This window comes from Agromyces sp. GXS1127 (assembly GCF_050565425.1).
Classification (GTDB): Bacteria; Actinomycetota; Actinomycetes; order Actinomycetales; family Microbacteriaceae; genus Agromyces.
Genome location: NZ_JBOCIG010000005.1, coordinates 118,728 through 137,481 on the forward strand (window position 1 = coordinate 118,728; position 18,754 = coordinate 137,481).

17 protein-coding genes and 2 tRNA genes are annotated in these 18,754 nt (G+C 71.1%); 7 read left to right on the forward strand and 12 right to left on the reverse strand.

The window, feature by feature from the left end; translation table 11 throughout:
* The gene (locus ACQ393_RS10795) at positions 1-159 is read left to right on the forward strand and encodes a hypothetical protein (protein ID WP_430646829.1); all 159 of its coding nucleotides are present in this window, start codon (positions 1-3) and stop codon (positions 157-159) included.
* Positions 156-794, forward strand: coding sequence for an anthranilate synthase component II (locus tag ACQ393_RS10800; protein WP_430646830.1), 639 nt, complete (start codon positions 156-158; stop codon positions 792-794). Before ACQ393_RS10795 ends, ACQ393_RS10800 begins: the two co-directional genes overlap by 4 nt.
* A 7-nt stretch (positions 795-801) precedes the next feature.
* On the opposite strand, the gene pknB is transcribed toward ACQ393_RS10800, so the two are convergent.
* The 9 genes from pknB to ACQ393_RS10845 form a co-directional block, all read right to left on the reverse strand.
* A complete protein-coding gene (pknB, locus tag ACQ393_RS10805; protein WP_430647020.1) occupies positions 802-2,478 on the reverse strand; it encodes a Stk1 family PASTA domain-containing Ser/Thr kinase in 1,677 nt (558 codons plus the stop codon).
* A 52-nt stretch (positions 2,479-2,530) separates the two neighbouring features.
* Positions 2,531-4,222 carry a serine/threonine-protein kinase gene (locus ACQ393_RS10810; protein WP_430646831.1) on the reverse strand — a complete coding sequence of 564 codons (1,692 nt, stop codon included), beginning with the start codon at positions 4,220-4,222 and terminating at the stop codon, positions 2,531-2,533.
* Positions 4,219-5,673 (reverse strand): peptidoglycan D,D-transpeptidase FtsI family protein, encoded by a 1,455-nt coding sequence (locus tag ACQ393_RS10815; protein ID WP_430646832.1) that lies wholly within the window; start codon positions 5,671-5,673, stop codon positions 4,219-4,221. Before ACQ393_RS10815 ends, ACQ393_RS10810 begins: the two co-directional genes overlap by 4 nt.
* Positions 5,670-7,001 (reverse strand): FtsW/RodA/SpoVE family cell cycle protein, encoded by a 1,332-nt coding sequence (locus tag ACQ393_RS10820; RefSeq protein ID WP_430647021.1) that lies wholly within the window; start codon positions 6,999-7,001, stop codon positions 5,670-5,672. The genes ACQ393_RS10815 and ACQ393_RS10820 overlap by 4 nt, the downstream gene beginning before the upstream one ends.
* Positions 7,002-7,062: 61 nt before the next feature.
* Positions 7,063-8,295 (reverse strand): PP2C family protein-serine/threonine phosphatase, encoded by a 1,233-nt coding sequence (locus tag ACQ393_RS10825; RefSeq protein WP_430646833.1) that lies wholly within the window; start codon positions 8,293-8,295, stop codon positions 7,063-7,065.
* Between the two features lie 3 nt (positions 8,296-8,298).
* Positions 8,299-8,835: an FHA domain-containing protein FhaB/FipA gene (locus tag ACQ393_RS10830; RefSeq protein WP_430646834.1), complete on the reverse strand. Its 537-nt coding sequence runs from the start codon at positions 8,833-8,835 to the stop codon at positions 8,299-8,301.
* Entirely contained in the window at positions 8,832-9,581 is a 750-nt protein-coding gene (locus ACQ393_RS10835) for an FhaA domain-containing protein (protein WP_430646835.1), read from the reverse strand. Before ACQ393_RS10835 ends, ACQ393_RS10830 begins: the two co-directional genes overlap by 4 nt.
* A 98-nt stretch (positions 9,582-9,679) precedes the next feature.
* Positions 9,680-12,202, reverse strand: a complete 2,523-nt coding sequence (locus ACQ393_RS10840; RefSeq protein WP_430646836.1) for a glycoside hydrolase family 65 protein — start codon at positions 12,200-12,202, stop codon at positions 9,680-9,682.
* The gene (locus ACQ393_RS10845; RefSeq protein WP_430646837.1) at positions 12,199-13,071 is read right to left on the reverse strand and encodes an HAD family hydrolase; all 873 of its coding nucleotides are present in this window, start codon (positions 13,069-13,071) and stop codon (positions 12,199-12,201) included. Before ACQ393_RS10845 ends, ACQ393_RS10840 begins: the two co-directional genes overlap by 4 nt.
* Positions 13,072-13,291: 220 nt before the next feature.
* Between ACQ393_RS10845 and ACQ393_RS10850 the strand changes: the two genes are divergently transcribed.
* Positions 13,292-13,378 (forward strand) — tRNA-Leu (locus tag ACQ393_RS10850).
* A gap of 66 nt (positions 13,379-13,444) precedes the next feature.
* On the opposite strand, the gene ACQ393_RS10855 is transcribed toward ACQ393_RS10850, so the two are convergent.
* A complete protein-coding gene (locus ACQ393_RS10855; RefSeq protein ID WP_430646838.1) occupies positions 13,445-13,984 on the reverse strand; it encodes a YaeQ family protein in 540 nt (179 codons plus the stop codon).
* 106 nt (positions 13,985-14,090) lie between these two features.
* On the opposite strand from ACQ393_RS10855, the gene ACQ393_RS10860 reads away from it, so the two are divergent.
* The 3 genes from ACQ393_RS10860 to ACQ393_RS10870 all read left to right on the forward strand — a co-directional run bounded on the left by ACQ393_RS10860 (position 14,091) and on the right by ACQ393_RS10870 (position 17,816).
* The gene (locus tag ACQ393_RS10860; protein ID WP_430646839.1) at positions 14,091-14,771 is read left to right on the forward strand and encodes a phosphatase PAP2 family protein; all 681 of its coding nucleotides are present in this window, start codon (positions 14,091-14,093) and stop codon (positions 14,769-14,771) included.
* 165 nt (positions 14,772-14,936) lie between these two features.
* The gene (locus tag ACQ393_RS10865; RefSeq protein WP_430646840.1) at positions 14,937-16,709 is read left to right on the forward strand and encodes a substrate-binding and vWA domain-containing protein; all 1,773 of its coding nucleotides are present in this window, start codon (positions 14,937-14,939) and stop codon (positions 16,707-16,709) included.
* Between the two features lie 9 nt (positions 16,710-16,718).
* Positions 16,719-17,816, forward strand: coding sequence for a hypothetical protein (locus ACQ393_RS10870; RefSeq protein WP_430646841.1), 1,098 nt, complete (start codon positions 16,719-16,721; stop codon positions 17,814-17,816).
* A 40-nt stretch (positions 17,817-17,856) separates the two neighbouring features.
* Here ACQ393_RS10870 and ACQ393_RS10875 read toward each other — a convergent pair whose 3' ends face one another.
* The gene (locus ACQ393_RS10875; protein WP_430646842.1) at positions 17,857-18,285 is read right to left on the reverse strand and encodes a TA system VapC family ribonuclease toxin; all 429 of its coding nucleotides are present in this window, start codon (positions 18,283-18,285) and stop codon (positions 17,857-17,859) included.
* 4 nt (positions 18,286-18,289) lie between these two features.
* On the reverse strand, positions 18,290-18,526 hold the full coding sequence (locus ACQ393_RS10880) for a ribbon-helix-helix protein, CopG family (protein WP_430646843.1): 237 nt from the start codon (positions 18,524-18,526) through the stop codon (positions 18,290-18,292).
* A gap of 148 nt (positions 18,527-18,674) precedes the next feature.
* Between ACQ393_RS10880 and ACQ393_RS10885 the strand changes: the two genes are divergently transcribed.
* Positions 18,675-18,750, forward strand: a tRNA-Gly gene (locus ACQ393_RS10885).
* The last annotated feature ends 4 nt before the right edge of the window (positions 18,751-18,754 follow it).

Here is an 18,754-nt window from a genome sequence, read left to right on the forward strand (position 1 = left end):
GTGTACGCGGCTCTGTGGCGTATCCTTCCGGGACCGGTCTGGTTCCGCGTCATCCTCATGCTGGGGATCCTCGCCGGCGTGATCTTCGTCCTGTTCACCTGGGTGTTCCCCTGGGTCGACGGGATCGTCAACCCAATCGACGTCACGGTGGAGCAATGACCCGGATCCTCGTCATCGACAACTACGACAGCTTCGTCTACACGCTGAACGGCTACCTCCAGGAGCTCGGCGCCGAGACGGAGGTCGTCCGCAACGACGACATCCCGGCCGACGAGGTCGCCGAGCGCATCGCCGAGTACGACGCGGTGCTCATCTCGCCCGGCCCGGGCAAGCCCGCCGACGCGGGCGTCTCGATCCCCGTCGTCGAGGCGGCGCTCGCCTCCGGCCAGCCGATCCTCGGCGTGTGCCTCGGCCACCAGGCGATCGCCGAGGCGTTCGGCGCGACCGTGACGAACGCCGAGGAGCTCATGCACGGCAAGACGTCGAAGGTCGTGCACGACGACAGCCCGTTCTACGACGGCGTGCCGCAGCACTTCACCGCCACCCGGTACCACTCGCTCGCGGTCGTCGACGGCACGGTGCCCGACGACCTCGTCGTCACGAGCCGCACCGAGGGCGGGGTCATCATGGGCCTCCGCCACGCGACCGCGCCGATCCTCGGCGTGCAGTTCCACCCGGAGTCGGTGCTCACCGAGGGCGGCTACCGCATGCTCGGCAACTGGCTGGCCCTCGCCGGCCTGCCCGAGGCGCGCGAGCGCGCGCAGACGCTGAACCCGCTGGTCCGCGCGAGCTGACCTCGGCTCAGCCCGCGCAGTAGACGAGCTCGACCTCGGACTTCTGCGGCACGTCGCCCGGGGCCGGCGACTGCCGGATGACCGGCGAGCCGGGCTGCGACGCGCAGCTCGCGTCGGGCACGGGCTTCGGCGAGAGCTGCAGCGACGAGGTGCCGAGGTACGACGAGGCCGCCTGCAGCGACTGCCCCGTGAGGTCGGGCAGCGTGACGTTCCCCGACGAGATCGTGAAGTTCACCGTGCTGCCCTGGTCGACCGACGACCCGCCCTCGGGGTCGGTCGAGATGATCACGCCGGCGGCGACGGTCGGCGAGTTCTGCCTCGTCTCGCTCCCCGGGGAGAGCCCGGCGTCGGAGATCGCCGTCTTCGCCTGGTCGAGCTGCATGTTGACGACGTCGGGCACCGAGACCGCCTCGCGGCCGGTGGAGACGTACACGCTGATCGGCGTGCCGGTGTCGACGATCTCGCCCGCGGCCGGCTCGGTGCCGATGACCTCGCCGGCCGGGACGTCGTCGCTCACGCGGTCCATCCGCGTCGGCGGCAGCGTGAGCGCCTGGAGCTCGTTGGCCGCCTCCTCCCACGTGGAACCGGTGAGGACCGGGACCTCGCGCGCGTTGGAGGGGATGGTGTCGGCCGGCTGGAGGTTGAACGCCCAGTACATGACGGCGACCACGATCACGACGACCGCGATGATGCCCGACCAGATCCAGATCGCGGGCGGCCGGCGCTGCGTCCGCGTCATGGTGTCGTCCTCCGTGAGCTGGCGGAGGGCGAGCTCGGAGGTCGAGAGGGCCGCGGTCGGCGTGCCGAAGAAGAGCGCGGTCTCGTCGGTCTTCTTCTGCACGGGAACGCGACCGGATGCCGCGGCCTCGACGTCGGCGCGGAACTCGGCCGCCGTCTGGTACCGGGTCGTGCGGTCCTTCGCGAGGGCGTGCATCACGACGGCGTCGAGCGCGGGGGAGACCTTCGGGTTGATCACGCTCGGCTTGACCGGGCGCTCGCTGACGTGCTGGTAGGCCACGGCGACCGGGGTGTCGCCGCGGAACGGCGGGCGACCGGTCAGGAGTTCGAACAGCACCACGCCGGTGCTGTAGAGGTCGGTCCGCGCGTCGACCGTCTCGCCCTTGGCCTGCTCGGGCGAGAAGTAGGAGGCCGTGCCGAGGATCGCCGTGGTCTGGGCGACCGTGGTCGCCGAGTCCGACACCGCCCGGGCGATGCCGAAGTCCATGACCTTCACCTGGCCGCCGGTGGTGATCATGATGTTGCCCGGCTTGATGTCGCGGTGCACGACCCCGGCGCGGTGGGAGTACTCGAGCGCGGTGAGCACGCCGTCGATGACGCGCGCCGCAGCGGGCGGGTCGAGCGGCCCGTCGTGGATGATGTCCTTGAGCAGGCGCCCCTCGACGTACTCCATGACGATGAAGGGGAGCTGCACCTCGTGCCCCGACGCGTCGAGCACGGTCTCCTCGCCGGCGTCGAAGACGCGGACGATGGTCGGGTGCGCCATCCTGGCGGCCGACTGCGCCTCCTGGCGGAACCGCATCCGGAACGCCGGGTCGGTCGCGAGCTGCGGCTTCAGCAGCTTGATCGCGACCTGTCGGCCGAGCCGGGAATCGGTGCCCACGTGAACGTCGGACATGCCGCCGCGCCCGATGAGCGCACCCACGCGGTACCGGCCCGCGAGCATGCGTTCGTCGTCGTTCACGGTGTCTCCGTTCGTGTCGGGCTCGTTCCGAGGGCTAGGGCTGGACCGTCACCGGCGCGGCGGGCGAGAACGGCGAGTCGAGCTGGCCGCAGAAGTACCGGTAGGTCACCTCGAACGACTGCGTTCCGGCCTGCACGTTGACGCTCGTGGTGCCGGCGCCCACGGGGCTCGGCGCCGTCGCGTCGTTCGTGACCGCGACCTCGTAGCCGCTGAGCTGCTGGCCCGACGGGCAGGTGGCCGCGGGCCAGCTGACCTGGACGATGCCGCCCGACGCGACCTCGGCGGGGTTCACCGTCGGCGCGTTCGCCGGGGCGCTCGGCGTCTCGGGCGCTCCGAGGTAGGTCACGGTGATCGTCGATCCGATGGGGACGGGACCGCTCGGGTTGACGTCGGAGACGGTGTTCGCCTGGTCCGGGCTGGTCGCGGCGGCGCCCTCCTGGGTGCTGACGACGAAGCCGAGGCCCTCGAGCTCCCCGCGGACCTCGTCGACGTTCCGGCCGATGTACGCGGCACGGTCGACCTGCTCGGTGGTCGGCGCCTCGGTCGTGGGCTCGGGCGGCGCCTCGCTCGTGGTGCTCGGCGGCGCGCTGGACGGCGGCGTCGACGACGACGGCGGCCTCGACGAGGACTCCTCGGGCGCCCGGTTGCCGCTGTTGAGGGCGAGCGCGATGAGCGTGCCGATGAGCACGAGCGCGAGCAGGATGATCAGCACGATCAGCGGCCACGTCCACGGGCTGCGCTTGCGCTCGGCGGGCTGCTCCTCCTCGCCGTCGGGGAGGGGCGCGCCCGCGGGCAGCACCGTGGTCGCGGCGGTGTTCGCGCCGGCCTGCGGCATGAGCATCGTGGCGGCGGTCGCACCCGCCGCCGCGCCGAGCACGGCGGGCACCGCCGCCGCGGCCGCCTGCACGTCGCCGCGCCGCAGCGCGGTCGCCGCGCGCGCGAGGTGCGCGGCCGTCTGCGGCCGATCGGCCGGGTTCTTGGCGATGCACGAGTAGACGAGGTTGCGCACGGGCTCGGAGACCGTGACGGGCAGGTCGGGCGGCGTCTCGTTGATCTGCGCCATGGCGATGGCGACCTGCGACTCGCCCGTGAAGGGGCGACGGCCGGCGAGGCACTCGTAGGCGACGATGCCGAGCGAGTAGATGTCGGTCGTCGGTGATGCCGGGTGGCCGGAGGCCTGCTCGGGCGAGAGGTACTGCACCGTGCCCATGACCTGGCCGGTCGCGGTGAGCGGCACCTGGTCGGCGATGCGCGCGATGCCGAAGTCGGTGATCTTGACGCGGCCGTCGGGCGTGATGAGCAGGTTGCCGGGCTTGATGTCGCGGTGCACGAGCCCTGCCGCGTGCGCGGCCTGGAGGGCCGCGGCGGTCTGGGCGACGATGTCGAGGACCTTGTCGGTCGAGAGCACGTGCTCGCGCTCGAGGATCGTCGAGAGGGCCTCGCCGGGGACGAGCTCCATGACGAGGTAGGCGCTGCCCTCCTCCTCGCCGTAGTCGAAGACGTTCGCGATGCCCTCGTGGTTCACGAGTGCGGCGTGGCGCGCCTCGGCGCGGAAGCGCTCGAGGAAGCCCGGGTCGCCCAGGTACTCGTCCTTGAGGATCTTCAGCGCGACCTGGCGGCCGATGACCAGGTCGGTCGCCTGCCACACCTCGCCCATGCCGCCGATGGCGATCCGGGACTGCAGCTCGTACCGTCCACCGAAGGTGAGCCCAGCACTCGGTCTCATTTGTTCAGCACCGCCTCTAGTACCTGTTTCGCCAATGGCGCGGCAATCAGATTGCCGTACCCCTCCTGACCAAGCCCTCCGCCGTCTTCCACGAGCACCGTGATCGCATACTGAGGGTCGTCGGCGGGGGCAAAACCTGTGAACCACAAGGTATAGGGATCGTCCTCGCCGTTCTCCGCTGTACCCGTCTTACCGGCCACGCTGACGCCGTCTATTCTTGCATTACTCGCGGCGCCGTTCTCGACGCCGTTGACCATCATCTCGGTCATCGTCCGGGCCGTCGACTCGCTGATCGCACGCCCGAACTCGACGCCCTCGAACTCCTCGATCGGGCGGAAGTCGGGGGCCGTGATCGACTCGACGAGGTCGGGGTCCATCACGATGCCGCCGTTCGCGATCGCCGCCGACACCATGGCCATCTGCATCGGCGTCGCGCGGACGTCGCCCTGCCCGAAGCCGGTGAGCGCGGTCTGCGGCTCGTCGGGGTTGGCAGGGTACGTGCTCATCTCGGTGGGGTTCGGGATCGTGAAGTCGGAGTTGAACCCGAACTTCTCGGCCTGGGCGCGGATCGCGTCGTCGCCGAGCTCGAGCGCGAGCTCCGCGAACGGGATGTTGCACGAGAGCCGGAGCGCCGTCGCGAGGGTCACCTCTGATCCGCCGCCGCACGTGCCGCCGCTGGAGTTGCGGACCACCGAACTCGTCTGCGGGAGCGTGAACTCGGCGGGGTTGGGGAACGTGCTGTCGGGCGTGTACTGCCCCGACTCGAGCGCCGCGGCCGTCATCACGAGCTTGAACACCGAGCCGGGCGGGTTCATGTCGCCGCCCGTCGCACGATTGAAGAGCGGGTCGCCCGGGTCGTCCAGGAGGCTCTGGTAGGTCTGCTCGACCTCCTCGCCGTCGTGCACGGCCAGCGAGTTCGGGTCGTACGTGGGCTTCGTGACCATCGCGACGATGCGGCCGCTGCTCGGCCGCGTCACGATGATCGCGCCGCTGTAGTCCCCGAGCGCATCCCACGCCGCCTGCTGCGCCACGGGGTCGATCGTGACCTCGACCGAGGCGCCCATCGGGTCCTGCCCGGAGATGAGCCGGTTGAGCGAATCGAAGAACTGCGACTCGGACGTGCCGCTGAGCTCGGCGTTCAGCGAGCCCTCGAGCCCGGTCGCCTCGCCGTTCACCGGGATGAAGCCGGTGATGGGCGCGTACAGCGGCCCGTTCGCGTAGATGCGCTGGAACTTGTAGTCGTCGTCCGACGGCTCTGAGAACGCGATCGGCTCGCCGCCGACGAGGATCGGACCGCGCTCGACCGAGTAGCTCTGGTACAGCGTCCGCGCGTTGCGCGGATCGGCCGCCAGGTTGTCGGCCTGCACGTACTGGATCACCGTCGAGGCGACGAACAGGGTGAGGAACATGAGGAGGGAGACGATCGTCACCCGCTTGAGTTCGCGATTCATCCGTCGATCACCAGCCTCGGGTGGTTGCGGACCGTGTCGGACAGCCGGAGCAGCAGCGCGACGATGATCCAGTTCGCCACGAGCGAGGAGCCGCCGGCGGCGAGGAACGGCGTCGTCAGGCCGGTCAGCGGGATCACGCGCGTGACCCCGCCGACGACGATGAACACCTGCAGGGCGACGACGAAGGAGAGTCCGACGCCGAGCAGCTTGCCGAAGTCGTCCTGGCCCGCGAAGCCGATGCGGAACCCGCGCGCGACGAACAGCACGTAGAGCGCCAGGATCGCGAAGAGCCCGGCCAGCCCGAGTTCCTCGCCGAGGCTCGCGATGATGTAGTCCGACTGGGGCACGGGCGTCAGGTCGGGACGGCCCTGGCCGAGGCCGGTGCCGATGAGGCCGCCGTTGGCGAGCCCGAAGAGCCCCTGCACGAGCTGGAACGATCCGCCCTGCGCCTCGTAGACCGCGGGGTCGAACGCGTTGAGCCAGTTCTGGAAGCGGCCGTTGACGTAGTCGAGGGTCTGGCTGGCGATGATCGCGCCGGCGAAGAAGAGGCTCAGCCCGAGCACGACCCACGACAACCGGCTCGTGGCGACGTACAGCATGACGAGGAAGAGCCCGAAGTAGAGCAGCGCCGTTCCGAGGTCGCGCTGGAACACGATGACGGCCATCGACAGGGCCCAGACCACGAGGAGCGGCCCGAGGTCGCGGCCGCGCGGGAACCGCATGCCGAGGAAGGTGCGCCCGACCATCGACAGCGAGTCGCGATTGCGCACGAGGTAGCCGGCGAAGAACACCGCCAGGGCGATCTTCGCGATCTCGCCGGGCTGGAAGGTCACGAGGTCGCCGATGCCGATCCAGACCCGGGCGCCGCCGCGCGTCTGCCCGAGACCCGGGACGAGCGGGAGCAGGAGCAGCACGATCGCGATGAGGCCCGACAGGTACGTGTAGCGGAACAGGGTGCGGTGGTTCCGCAGGATCAGGATCGTGGCGAGCGCCGCGACGATCGCGATGACGCTCCAGACGATCTGGCGGACGGCGGCGCTGTCCCATCCCGCATCGCCCTCGGCGATGTCGATGCGGTAGATCATCGCGATGCCGAGGCCGTTCAGCACGGTCGCGACGGGCAGCAGGAACGGGTCGGCGTCGCGCGCCACGAAGCGCATCGCGATGTGGAGCCCGAACACCAGCGCGGACAACCCGGCGCCGAGCAGGACGAGCTGCGTGTCGACGCGGCCGAGCGCGCCGAGCTGGACGAGGACGATGGCGCCCGCGTTGATGATGCACGCGACGATGAGCAGGCCGAGCTCGAGGTTGCGCAGCTTCTGCGGCATGCGGATGCGTCGCACGCTCGCCGTCGCGGGGGCGCGCTCGGGTGCGCGGGCCGCGCCTCGGTCACTCAACGGACTCCTCCAATCGGTCCACGATCCGGTGGGCCTCCTCGAGCGTGCCCGCCGTGATCGTCTGCTCGACGCGCTGCTGGTCGTAGACCTTCAGGTCGGCGATGTCGACGGACGTCTCGGAGTGCAGGTGGTGCAGCGAGATCGGGCCGAGGTCCTGCTGGATGCCCTGGTAGATCGCGACGCGGCCGTTGTACTCGCCGACGTAGTAGCGCGTCTGCGTCCACTGGTAGCCGAGTGCGGTGACCGTGACGATCGCCCCGACGAGGAGTGCGATCCAGACGCCCCACATGATGCGCCGCCGCCGGCGCCGCCGCTCGTCCTCCTCGATGAGCTCGTCGAAGTACTCCTCCGAATCCGGCTCGAAGTGCGTCTCCTGAACGGGGTGCGGGCGGAACGGCGTCAGTCGGATGCCGGGTCGTCGCACCGGCTCCGGCGCGACGCCGAACGCGAGCGGCGCGGCCGCCGAACCCACGATGAGGGGCGGCGTCTCGGGAGCCGGCGGATCGCCGATGTCGACCACGACGACCGTGACGTTGTCGGGGGCGCCGCCGTCGAGGGAGGCCTTGACGAGCCGGTCCGCGACCTGCTTCGCACCGGCGTCGGCGGAGAGCATCTCGTGGATGTCGTCGAAGGAGACCACGCCCGACAGCCCGTCGGAGCAGAGCATCCACCGGTCGCCGGGGTGGGTGTCGATCACCATCGTGTCGATCTCGGGCGAGGCCTCGACGTCGCCGAGGACGCGCATGAGCACGGACCGGCGGGGGTGCACCATGGCCTCCTCGGCCGTGATCCGGCCGGCGTCAACGAGGCGCTGCACGAACGTGTGGTCGATCGAGACCTGGCTGAGTTCGCCGGAGCGGAAGAGGTAGACGCGCGAATCGCCGATGTGGGCGATGACGACGCGGTCCTGCTGCACGAGCATCGCGCTGGTCGTCGTGCCCATGCCGGTGAGCTCGGAGTGCTCGGCGACCGTCTCCTCGAGGTTCCGGTTCGCCGACAGCAGCGCGTCCTCGAGTGCGGCGGCGGCATCCGCCGACGAGCCGTAGTCGGCGTCGGCCTCGGCGATCCGGCGCGTGGCGATCGCGCTCGCGACGTCGCCGCCCGCGTGGCCGCCCATGCCGTCGGCGACGAGGAACAGCCGTCGACCGGCGTACCCGGAGTCCTGGTTGCTCGCGCGGACCCGGCCGACGTGCGAGACCGCCGCGCTCGCCTTGACGCTCGCCATCGGCTACCGCCGCAGCTCGAACGTCGTCGCTCCGACCTTGACGGTGGCTCCGAGCGGGATGGGCGTGGGCACGGTGACTCGGGAGCCGTTGAGGAACGTGCCGTTCGTGGAGTCGAGGTCCTGGATCATCCAGCGGCCGTTCCACAGCATCAGGCGGGCGTGGTGCGTCGACGTGTAGTCGTCGCGGATGATGATCGCCGAGTCGCTCGAACGGCCGATGGTGATCTCGTCGCGCCCGAGCGGGAACTCCACGCCGGACTTCGCGCCCGAGGTGATGACGAGGCGCGACGCGTTCTCGGCGGTGGCGTCGCCGCCGTCGGCGGCGGGAGCGGGAGCGGGTTTCGAGACCGCGGCGGTGGGCGCGGTGGGGCCCGCGGCAGGTGCGGGGGCGGATGCCGCTGCGGCCGCGACATCCGGTTGGAGCTTGCGGACGCGCTGGCCGAACAGGTCGCTGCGCAGCGCGTACACGATGGCGAAGACGAACACCCACATCAGCAGCAGGAAGCCGAGCTGGAGGACGAGCAGCGTCAGTTCACTCATCGCTCGGGCCCCCAGAATCCGCCGCCGTCGCGACGTTCAGGAGCCGGGTCGGCGCGGCGGGCGGCCGCGGTGTCGGTGGGGTCGGCTTGGGCGAGCACCCGGAACACGATACGCGAGCGGCCGATCGTGATGACGGAGTCGGGCTCGAGCACCGACTCCTTCACGGGCGCGCCGTCGAGCTGGGTGCCGTTGGTGGAGCCGAGGTCGCGCACGCGGGCGCGCTGGCCGTCCCACTGGACCTCGGCGTGCCGGCGCGATGCTCCGGAGTCGTCGAGCGTGAGGTCGGCCTCGCTGCCGCGACCGATGACCGTGCGGCCCTTCAGGATCGGGTGGCGCTTGCCGTCGACGTCGAGCACCGGCGTCCATGCGACGCGGCCCTTCACGTTCTGCGACTCGACCTGCACCATGCCCTCGGTGAGGCTCGGGTCGGGATGCAACGCGATCGTGATGCCGCCGGCGAACTGGAACCGCTGGGCCGCCGCGTGCTTCTGGACGAGGTCGGTGAGCTCGTCGATGAGCGCCGGCCCGAGGGACTCCATGCGCTGGTGGTCGGCGGGAGACATCCGCACGATGAAGCGGTTCGGCACGAGCACGCGGTCGCGCGAGACGACGGCGGCCTTCGTGTCGATCTCGCGCTTCAGGGCAGCGGTGATCTCCACGGGCTGCAGCCCCGAGCGGAAGGTCTTCGCGAACGCGCCGTTGACCGCGCGTTCGAGACCCTTCTCGAAGTTGTCCAGTAGGCCCACAGGTCTCCCGTCCGGTGCGTTTCCGACTCACATGCTAACGGCAGCCCGTGCGAACGCGCCGGGCGCGGGGTGGAACGATGCGGTTCCGAGAGCAGGCCTCAGTCGAAGACCGAGGCCTGCTCGTCCTCGTCGAGGTCCATCGACAGGGTCGGGATCGACGCCGTGAGCAGCGTGCCGTCGGCGCGGCGCGCGCCGCGCACGTTCTGCATCGTGGGGGCGCCCACGCGACGCGCGCCATGGCCGTCGAGCGGCACCTCGACCGGCGCGCCGCCGGTCACCACGATCTCCCGTCCGCGCACCTCGAGCGGGAGCGCGGCATCCGCCCCACCCGTCTCGAGGGTGAACCGGATGGCGCCCTCGGTGAGGTCGACCCGCACGCGCGAGCCGCGGATCGTGAGCCGGAAGGTGAGCCGGTCCCATCCGTCGGGCAGGCGCGGATCGAAGGTGAACCGGCCGTTGTGGTCGCGGAAGCCGCCGAAACCGGACACCAGCCCAGCCCACACCCCGCCGGTCGAGGCGACGTGCACGCCGTCGGCGGCGTTGTGGTGCAGGTCGGCGAGATCCACGAACAGCGCCGAGCGGAAGTACCGCAGCGCGAGCTCGTGGTAGCCGACCTCCGAGGCGATGATGGACTGCACGACCGCCGAGAGCGTCGAGTCGCCCGTGGTGAGCGGGTCGTAGTACTCGAAGTCGGCGAGCTTCTCCTCCGTCGTGAACCGGTCGCCCTGCAGGTACAGCGCGAGCACGACGTCGGCCTGCTTGAGGACCTGGAAGCGGTAGATCACGAGCGGGTGGTAGTGCAGCAGCAGGGGGAGCCGGTTGTCGGGTGTGTGCTCGAGGTCCCACAGCTCCTTCTCGAGGAACGCGGCGTCCTGCGGGTGCACGCCGAGCTTCTCGTCGAAGGGGATGTGCATGTAGGCCGCTGCGCGGCGCCATCCGGCCACCTCGGCGGGGGTGACGCCGAGGCGCTCGACCAGCTTCTTGTGCGAGTGCGGGTCGAGCACCTGCAGGTTGTCGACGGCGGATGCCGCGGCCGCGAGGTTCGCGCGCGCCATGACGTTCGTGTAGAGGTTGTCGTTCACGACCGTCGTGTACTCGTCGGGGCCGGTAACGCCGTGGATGTGGAACACGTCGTCGGCATTGGTGCGCCAGAAGCCGAGGTCCTCCCACATGCGCGCCGTCTCGACGAGGATGTCGATCGCGCCGCGGGCGAGGAAGTCCTCGTCGCCGGTCGCCGCCACGTACTGCGTGAGCGCGTAGGAGATGTCCGCGTCGATGTGGTACTGCGCGGTGCCCGCGGCGTAGTACGCGCTCGACTCGAGGCCGTTGATGGTGCGCCACGGGAAGAGCGCGCCGCGCTGGTTCATCTCGAGCGCCCGGGCACGGGCGGGTTCGAGCATCCGCTGTCGGAACCGCAGCACGTTGCGGGCCACGATCGGCGCCGTGTAGCTGAGGAACGGCATGACGTAGATCTCGGAGTCCCAGAAGTAGTGACCGCCGTAGCCGGAGCCCGACACGCCCTTCGCGGCGACGCCGCCGCCGTCGGTGCGGGCCGTGGCCTGCGCGAGCTGGAACAGGTTCCACCTCGCCGCCTGCTGCAGCTCGGGCTGGCCGGCGATCTCGACGTCGGAGCGCGCCCAGAAGTCCTCGAGCCAGGCGCGCTGCTGCGCGAACAGGTCGGCGAGGCCGATCTCGGCCCCGCGGTCGAGCGTGCGGTCGCAGCGGTCGACGAGTTCGCGCGCGGGCACCTTGCGCGCGGTGTGGTAGCTGATGAGCTTCGTTATCCGGATCGGGACGCCGCGCCGCGCGCTCACCTTGTAGATCTGCTTCGCGAGGTCGTCGCCGATCGAGCCCGACTCGGTGACGTCGTTGTCGGTCGTGACGAAGTGCTGCGCGCCGACGGCGATCGCCATCTTCGAGTTGGTGGTCTGGTAGCCGAGGATGAACCGGCCGTCCTCGGTGCGGCGCTGCACGCGCGGCTGCAGCACGCGCTCGGTGAACGTCTCGGCCTTGCGCGGGTCGAACGCGCCCGGCGACTCGGTCACGCCGCCGCGGTACTCGTCTCGGCCGTCCTGGCGGTTCAGGATCTGGCTCGAGATCGTCACCGCGGCGTCGGCGTCGAGCAGTTCGACCTCGTAGTCGATGACGCCGAGGTGGCGGTCGGTGAAGCTCGTCATGCGGCGGCTCGTGATGAGCACGCGCTTGCCCGACGGCGTGCGCCACTCGATCCGCCGGCTCAGCACCCCGAGGCGGAAGTCGAGCCGTCGCTCGTACGCCATCGTCTCGGCCTCGGTCATGACCAGGGGCTCGTCGTCGACGTAGAGGCGGATGACCTTGGCATCCGGTGCGTTGACGATCGTCTGACCGACGCGGGCGAACCCGAACGCCTCCTCGGCGTGGCGGATCGGCCAGGTCTCGTGGAAGCCGTTGATGAACGTGCCGTGCACGTGGCCGTCACGGCCCTCCTCGACGTTGCCGCGGAGGCCGAGGTATCCGTTGCCGACCGCGAACAGCGTCTCGGTGCGGCCCATGTCGTCGGGACTGAACTCGGTCTCGACGAGCGCCCACTCGTCGACGGGGAAGATCGTGCGGTTCAGCGGATCGGTGTCGGCGAACCTCATGCGCGGTCCTCCTGTTCGGGTGCGGTGCCGGTGGTGAGGCCGGTGGCGGGGGTGGGGGTCTGCGGGTCGGCGGCGTCGTTGAGGATCGCGGAGGTCTCGCCCGCGCGCTCGAGCGCCGGGATCAGCTCGTCGAGCTCGTCGACGATCACGTCGGCCCCGAGCTCGGTGAGGGCCTCGCGGCCCACGCCGCGGTCGACGCCCACGACCAGGGCGAACGGTCCGCTCGCACCGGCCTTGACGCCCGACTCCGCATCCTCGATCACGGCGCACTCCTCGGGCGGGAGGCCGAGCAGTTCTGCCGCGCGCACGAACATGTCGGGCGCCGGCTTGCCGACGATGCCGTCGCGAGCCGCGACCGCGCCGTCGACCACGACCTCGAACCGCTCGGCGAGGCCCGCCGCCTCGAGCACGGCGGGCGCGTTCTTCGAGCTCGACACCACTGCGACATCCCCGCCCGCACGCTCGATCGCGTCGAGCAGCGCAACGCTCGCGGGGTACGGCTCGACACCCTCCTCGGCCAGGGTCGCGTTGAACGCCTCGTTCTTGCGGTTGCCGAGGCCGTGCACGGTCTTCTCGGTCGGCGCGTCGGAGACCTCGCCCTCGGGCAGGCGGATGCCGCGGCTCTCGAGCAGCGACCGCACGCCGTCGTAGCGCGGCTTGCCGTCGATGTACGCGAAGTAGTCGGAGTCGCGGTACGGCTCGGCGCCGTGCGCCTCGAGGAACGGCGCGAACAGCCTGGCCCACGCGTGCATGTGGACGACCGCGGTCGGCGTCAGCACCCCGTCGAGGTCGAACAGCCAGCCGCGGATGCCGCCGAGGTCGACGTCGTGCGGCTCGACGGGCGCATGCGCGTCACGAGGGTGGGTCACGGGCGATCCTTTCGGTCGGAGGTCGGTCGGGCGCCGGTGCCGTGGTGCAAGGCTATGCCCGCGGTCGGCGGCGGCGCGAGGTGCGGCGGTGGTTCTGAGCGGATGCCAAGGGTGGGCACCGCACGATCCTGGCCCGCCGCGAGGCATCCGCTCGATTCGGGCGCGTCGACCACCTGTGTTAGTCTCTGTTGGCTGGTTCGCACCCCGTGCGAAGCGGTATGCGCAAGTGGCGGAATAGGCAGACGCGCACGGTTCAGGTCCGTGTGCCCGTGAGGGCGTGGGGGTTCAACTCCCCCCTTGCGCACCACAGAACGGCTCGATCCCGGAGGGGTTCGGGCCGTTCTCTCGTTCAACGGGGCGGTGGTTCGGGGCGTCAGCCCGCGCGCTGCTCGTGGATGGCGGTGCTGAAGCTCGATCCGTTGAGCTCGAGGTAGGCGTGCCGCTCCGTGATCGACAGGGTCATCGTGTTCCGGCGCTCGAGCGCCGCGGCGACGTCGTCGACGAATCCGGGGTCGAAGCTGATCAGGGGGATCTCATCGGCGCGATGGATGCGCTTGCCGGCCCACGCCGCGGCGACCTTGGTCGGGTCGCGGTGCGTGTAGACGGCGGCGCGGCCGGCGAGCTTGGCGCCGAAGTGGAGGCGTTCGGCATCCGGGGCGCCGACCTCGATCCACGCGGTCGTGCGGCCGGTCAGGTCGCGCACGAGCACGGCGGGCTCGTCGGTGGCCGAGATCCCCTCGCTGAACGCGATGCCCTCCTCGTACTCGAGGCAGTAGGCGAGCAGGCGGGTGACCATGAACGCCTCCGTCTCGGAGGGGTGCCGGGCCATCCGGAGCGTCAGGCCCTCGTACACGCCGCGGTCGACGTCCGCGAGCTGCACGTCGAACGTGTGGATCGTCGCTCCGAGGGCCATGGTCCCCGAGCCTACGGGCGCCGGGGTCCGATCGCGCAGTCGTCGGCGTCGCGATGGTCGCGGGAGCGGCACGGGAGGCGGCAGGCGGATGACTAGGCTGCGGGGCATGCGCTGGATCCTCCGATCGTTCGTCCTCCCGGCGGTCGGCGCGATCGCGGTGCTCGCCGTGGCCGGCCGCGCGGTGCGGCTCGTCGGCGGCGACGACCCTGCCGAGGACCGTGCGGTTCGCGCACTCCAGGCCGCGTCCGGCCACCGGCCCGACGGCGAGGGCCGGAGCGCGGGCGACGCGCCGATCGTCCCTGCCGAACCACGCGGGCCGCTCGACCGGATCACCGGCCCGCTCTCGTGGTACTCGGGCGTGCCGCAGACGATCGCCAACGGGGCGATCTGGTGCGCCGTGACCTGGGTGCTCACGCGCAACCCGCGCGCCGCGGTCGCGCCCGCCGCGGCGCTCGCGCTCGAGACCGCCTGCTTCACGGCCTCCGCCGCCCTCGTGGGTCGGCCGCGACCGCAGGGCGTGTGGCGGCCCGAGCCGCCGCACGCGACGTCGTCGTTCCCGTCGGGTCACACCGCGGCATCCGTCGCCCTGCACACCACGCTCGCCGACCTGCTCGACCTGCACGGAGTCCGCGGCTCGAGGGTGCTCGGGCCGGTGCTGCGGTACGTGATTCCGGGGGCCATCGCGTTCTCGCGCATCCACCGCGGGCAGCACCACATCTCGGACACGGTCGCGGGCGCACTGCTCGGGCGGTGGAGCGCCGGAGTCGTGCGGCGGGAGCTGCTCTGACGTCGTCGCGGACACGAGTCTCCGGACCGTGATGCGTTCGATATTCGCGGGACCTACCCTGTTCACATGGCACCCGTTCCGCGGCGCACGGCCGCTCGATCCGCGATCACGTCGACGTCTCGGCGGGGGGTTCGTGGCGGACTCGCGGTGGCGGTCGTCGCTTCGATGGCCTTCGCACTGAGCGCGTGCACGTTCGGCCAGGACGACGTCGACTCCGGCCCGATCGACGGCGGCGACTTCGCCGACGACGGCTGCACGAGCGTCGTCGTCGCGACCTCCTCCGAGAAGGTCAACATGCTCGACGCCCTGGCCGCCGCGTTCAAGGAGTCGCCGGAGCACGCGGGGCTCGACGAGTGCGCGACGGTTCGGCCGGTGAACGTCTCGTCGGGCGACGCGACGCGGTTCCTCACCGCGGGTGGCGACTGGCCCGACGAGGACACCCGGCGATGGCCGACCCTCTGGTCGCCCGCCTCGACGGTGTGGACCGAGCGGGTCGCGGCCGCGGCATCCGCCTCGCTCGTCGGCGAACCCGTGTCGTTCACCCACACGCCGGTCATCTTCGCGATGCCCGAGACGATGGCGAAGGCCCTCGGCTGGCCCGACGCTGAGATCGGCATCTCGGACTTCGAGGCGCTGTGCGCCGACCCCGACGGGTGGAGCAGCGCGGGCAAGCCGATCTGGGGCTCGTTCAAGATCTCGAAGACCAACCCGAACACGTCGACCACGGGCCTGTCGGCCATCCTGATGCAGTCGTACGAGGCGTCCGGCAAGACGAGCGATCTCACGGCGGCGGATGTCGCGGGCGCCGAGGAGTTCTCGCGGGTGTTCGAGGAGTGCGTGATCCACTACGGCGACACGACGGGCAAGGTGCTCACGACGCTGTACGACGAGACGCAGAACGGCGCCGGGGGCTCCGGCTACGTCTCCGCCGTGGCGCTCGAGGAGACCTCGATGCTGAACTACAACCTGGGCAACCCCGACTCGCACACCGTGCAGCCCGGCGAGACCTTGACGCCGCCGAAGGAGAAGCTCGTCGCGATCTACCCGTCGGGCGGGTCGATGTGGTCGGACAACCCGATCACGGTGCTCGGCGCCGACTGGGTGACCGACGTCCAGCGCACCGCCGGGCAGGCGTTCGTCGAGTTCCTCGCCACCGAGCCGGCCCAGCGGATCCTGCCCGAGTACGGGTTCCGGCCGCTCGACGAGTCGGTGCCGCTCGGCGACCTCTTCACCGAGCAGTACGGCGTCGACCCCGCCGGCCCGGCGATCACGCTGCCCCGGCCGGCCGTCGACGTCGTGTCGGCGGCGCTCGACCAGTGGACGCAGATCCGCAAGCCCTCGTCGGTGCTCGAGCTCATCGACGTCTCCGGCTCGATGGACGACCCGATCGGCGACGGCCGGTCGAAGCTCGACGGCGCGATCGAGGGCGCCCAGGCGACGCTCGGCCACTTCCGCGGCACCGACGAGGTCGGCATGTGGGCGTTCACCACGGGCGTGGACTCGTCGGCGGGGGAGAACCTGATCGTGCTGCGGGATGTCACCGCGCTCGGGTCCGACCGCGAGACGCTGAGCGCCTCGATCGACGACCTGCGGTACGCGAACCGCGAGGGCACGCCGCTGTACGACGCGGTCGCCGTCGCGTACGACGAGATGGTCGCGCGCGCGGAGCCCGGCCGCATCAACGCCATCGTCGTGCTCTCGGACGGACAGGACACCGACTCGTCGATCTCGATCGACTCGCTGATCGCGAAGATCGGCGGATCCTCCGGCGAGGGCGGCGACGCGGCGCCGGTGCGGATCTTCCCGATCGCCTACGGCGAGGGCGCCGATACGGGCTCGCTCCAGCGGATCGCCGAGGCGACCGGCGGCCAGTGGTTCGACGCGTCGGATGCCGCGAAGATCGACCTCGTGTTCGCCTCGGTCATCAACAACTTCTAGGGGCGACGGATGGGTGCCCTGTTCTTCGCCGCAGCGGACGGATACGTCGACGACGCATCCGAGGCGCTCCAGTCGACCCCGGTCTACGTCTCGTCGGAGGTGGACGGGGCGTCGGCCCTGCAGGGAGCGCTGCTGGCGCAGGTCGGCGACGACTCGATCGGCGTCGCCGTGTTCTCGGACAACGCCGCGCTGGAGGCATCCGGACCCGAGATCGTGACCCAGCTCGCTGAAGCGACCGGGTACGACACGATCATCGTCGCCGTCGGCGACGACCTGTCGGCCGGGTCGCGCGTCCTCGACGCGGGCGAGGCGATGCAGATCGCGAACCAGGCCGAATCCGGCGCCGACAGCCTCGACGGAGCGCTCACCGAGACCGTCCAGGGCGTGCAGGCGGCGGCCGAACCGCCGCCGCTCGTCGGAGGCGGCGACGACGGCAGTGGGGGCGACTTCGGCCTCGGCCTCGTGATCGCGTTGGCGGTGCTCGTCGCCGCGGCGGGGGCGGTGACCTGGGGGATCCGGGCGCGCCGGCGCCGCGGACACGGCGCAGTCGACGCGAAGCTTCCGGAACCGATCCGCCGGCACGTGGCCACGCTCCGCTCGCTCGCCGTCGAGTACGCGCAGGTCGGTTCACGCGGAAACGCCGTCGCCGCGCAGACCGCGAACGACATGGTGGGCATCGCCGAGAACGTCGAGGAACTCTTCGTCAGGATCGACCGCGCCGGCGCCGGGCAGGCCGGCGGGCAGCGCGGCATCGCCGCGATCGAGTACGACGACACGCTCCGCAAGCTGACCGCGGCCCTCGACCGCGACTACCTGCTCGACATCCTCACCCACCCGCACCTCTGGGACGATCCCGACGAGCGGGTGCGCGAGGTGCGAGAGGCGGTCGGTGCGGTCTCCGGCGAGCTCGTGCACAACATCAAGCAGGTCAACGCGCGGCGCGGGCTGCACTTCCAGGTGTCGCTCGACGGCCTCATCGGCGGGCGCAAGGAACTCCAGGAGTGGGAGCGTGCGTTCGAGCGCGCCTCGGGCGAGGGTGCTCAGGGTGAGCTGCCGTCGGGCGGGAGAGCGCCAGGTGACGGCGCCGCACCGGGTCCGGTCGCCTGACGCCGCCGCGTCGACGGAGGAGCGGGCGACTGGCGGCTGATCAGTCCAGCGGCGACCGCCACACGAGGCCCGGGAAGCGAGCGAAGTCGCGATCGAGGCTGATCCAGGTGGCGCCGGCCTCGACGGCGGTGGCCGCGTGGGCGGCGTCGGCGACGAGGTTGCCGCGAGCGGAACCGCCCCGGCAGAGCTCGAGGAAGATCGGCCAGTGCCGGGCTCCGGGCGTCACGCGGAGCACGCCGGGCGCGCCGCGAAGCGCGTCTGCCTGCGCGAGCGCGCTCTCGAGCGGGGTCGGGTCGAGGAACACGCGCGGGTGCGTGACGATGCGGACGAACGCCGCGAGCACGGCGTCGGTGAGCCCGAGCGCCTCGGGCCCCGCGACGGCGGACTCGAGCCACGAGCGCAGCCGATCGTGATCGGGCGCGTCGGTGCGGTAGGCGCCGACCAGCACGTTCACGTCGGGGATGAGCACGGGCTCACCGCTCCATCCGGTCGAGGAGGTCGGCGGCGTCGGCGAGGTCGACGCCCGGGCGGAGCCCGCTGCCCTCGAACGGAGTGACGGCGAACCGGCGCGACTCGTCGCGCGAGTCGAGGCGAGAGAGGTGCTCCCGGAGCGCCTCCTCGAGGAACGAGGTGAACGTCCGCCCCTCCGCTCTGGCGCGTTCGCGCACGGCGCGGGCGAACTCGTCGGGGAGGATGATGGTGGTCCGCATATGTCTGAGCATACGCCGGTCTGCGACGATATGTTCGCTCCACGCTCCGGGATGCCGCGGGAGCGGCGGTCATCGGATGACCCGTGCGTCGGGTAGGCTCGTCCAGCCGGTCCGAACGACCGGTACCGGAGCGGCGGAGCCGCCCCACGCGGATGTAGCGCAGCTGGTAGCGCGTCACCTTGCCAAGGTGAAGGTCGCGGGTTCGAACCCCGTCATCCGCTCCAACTC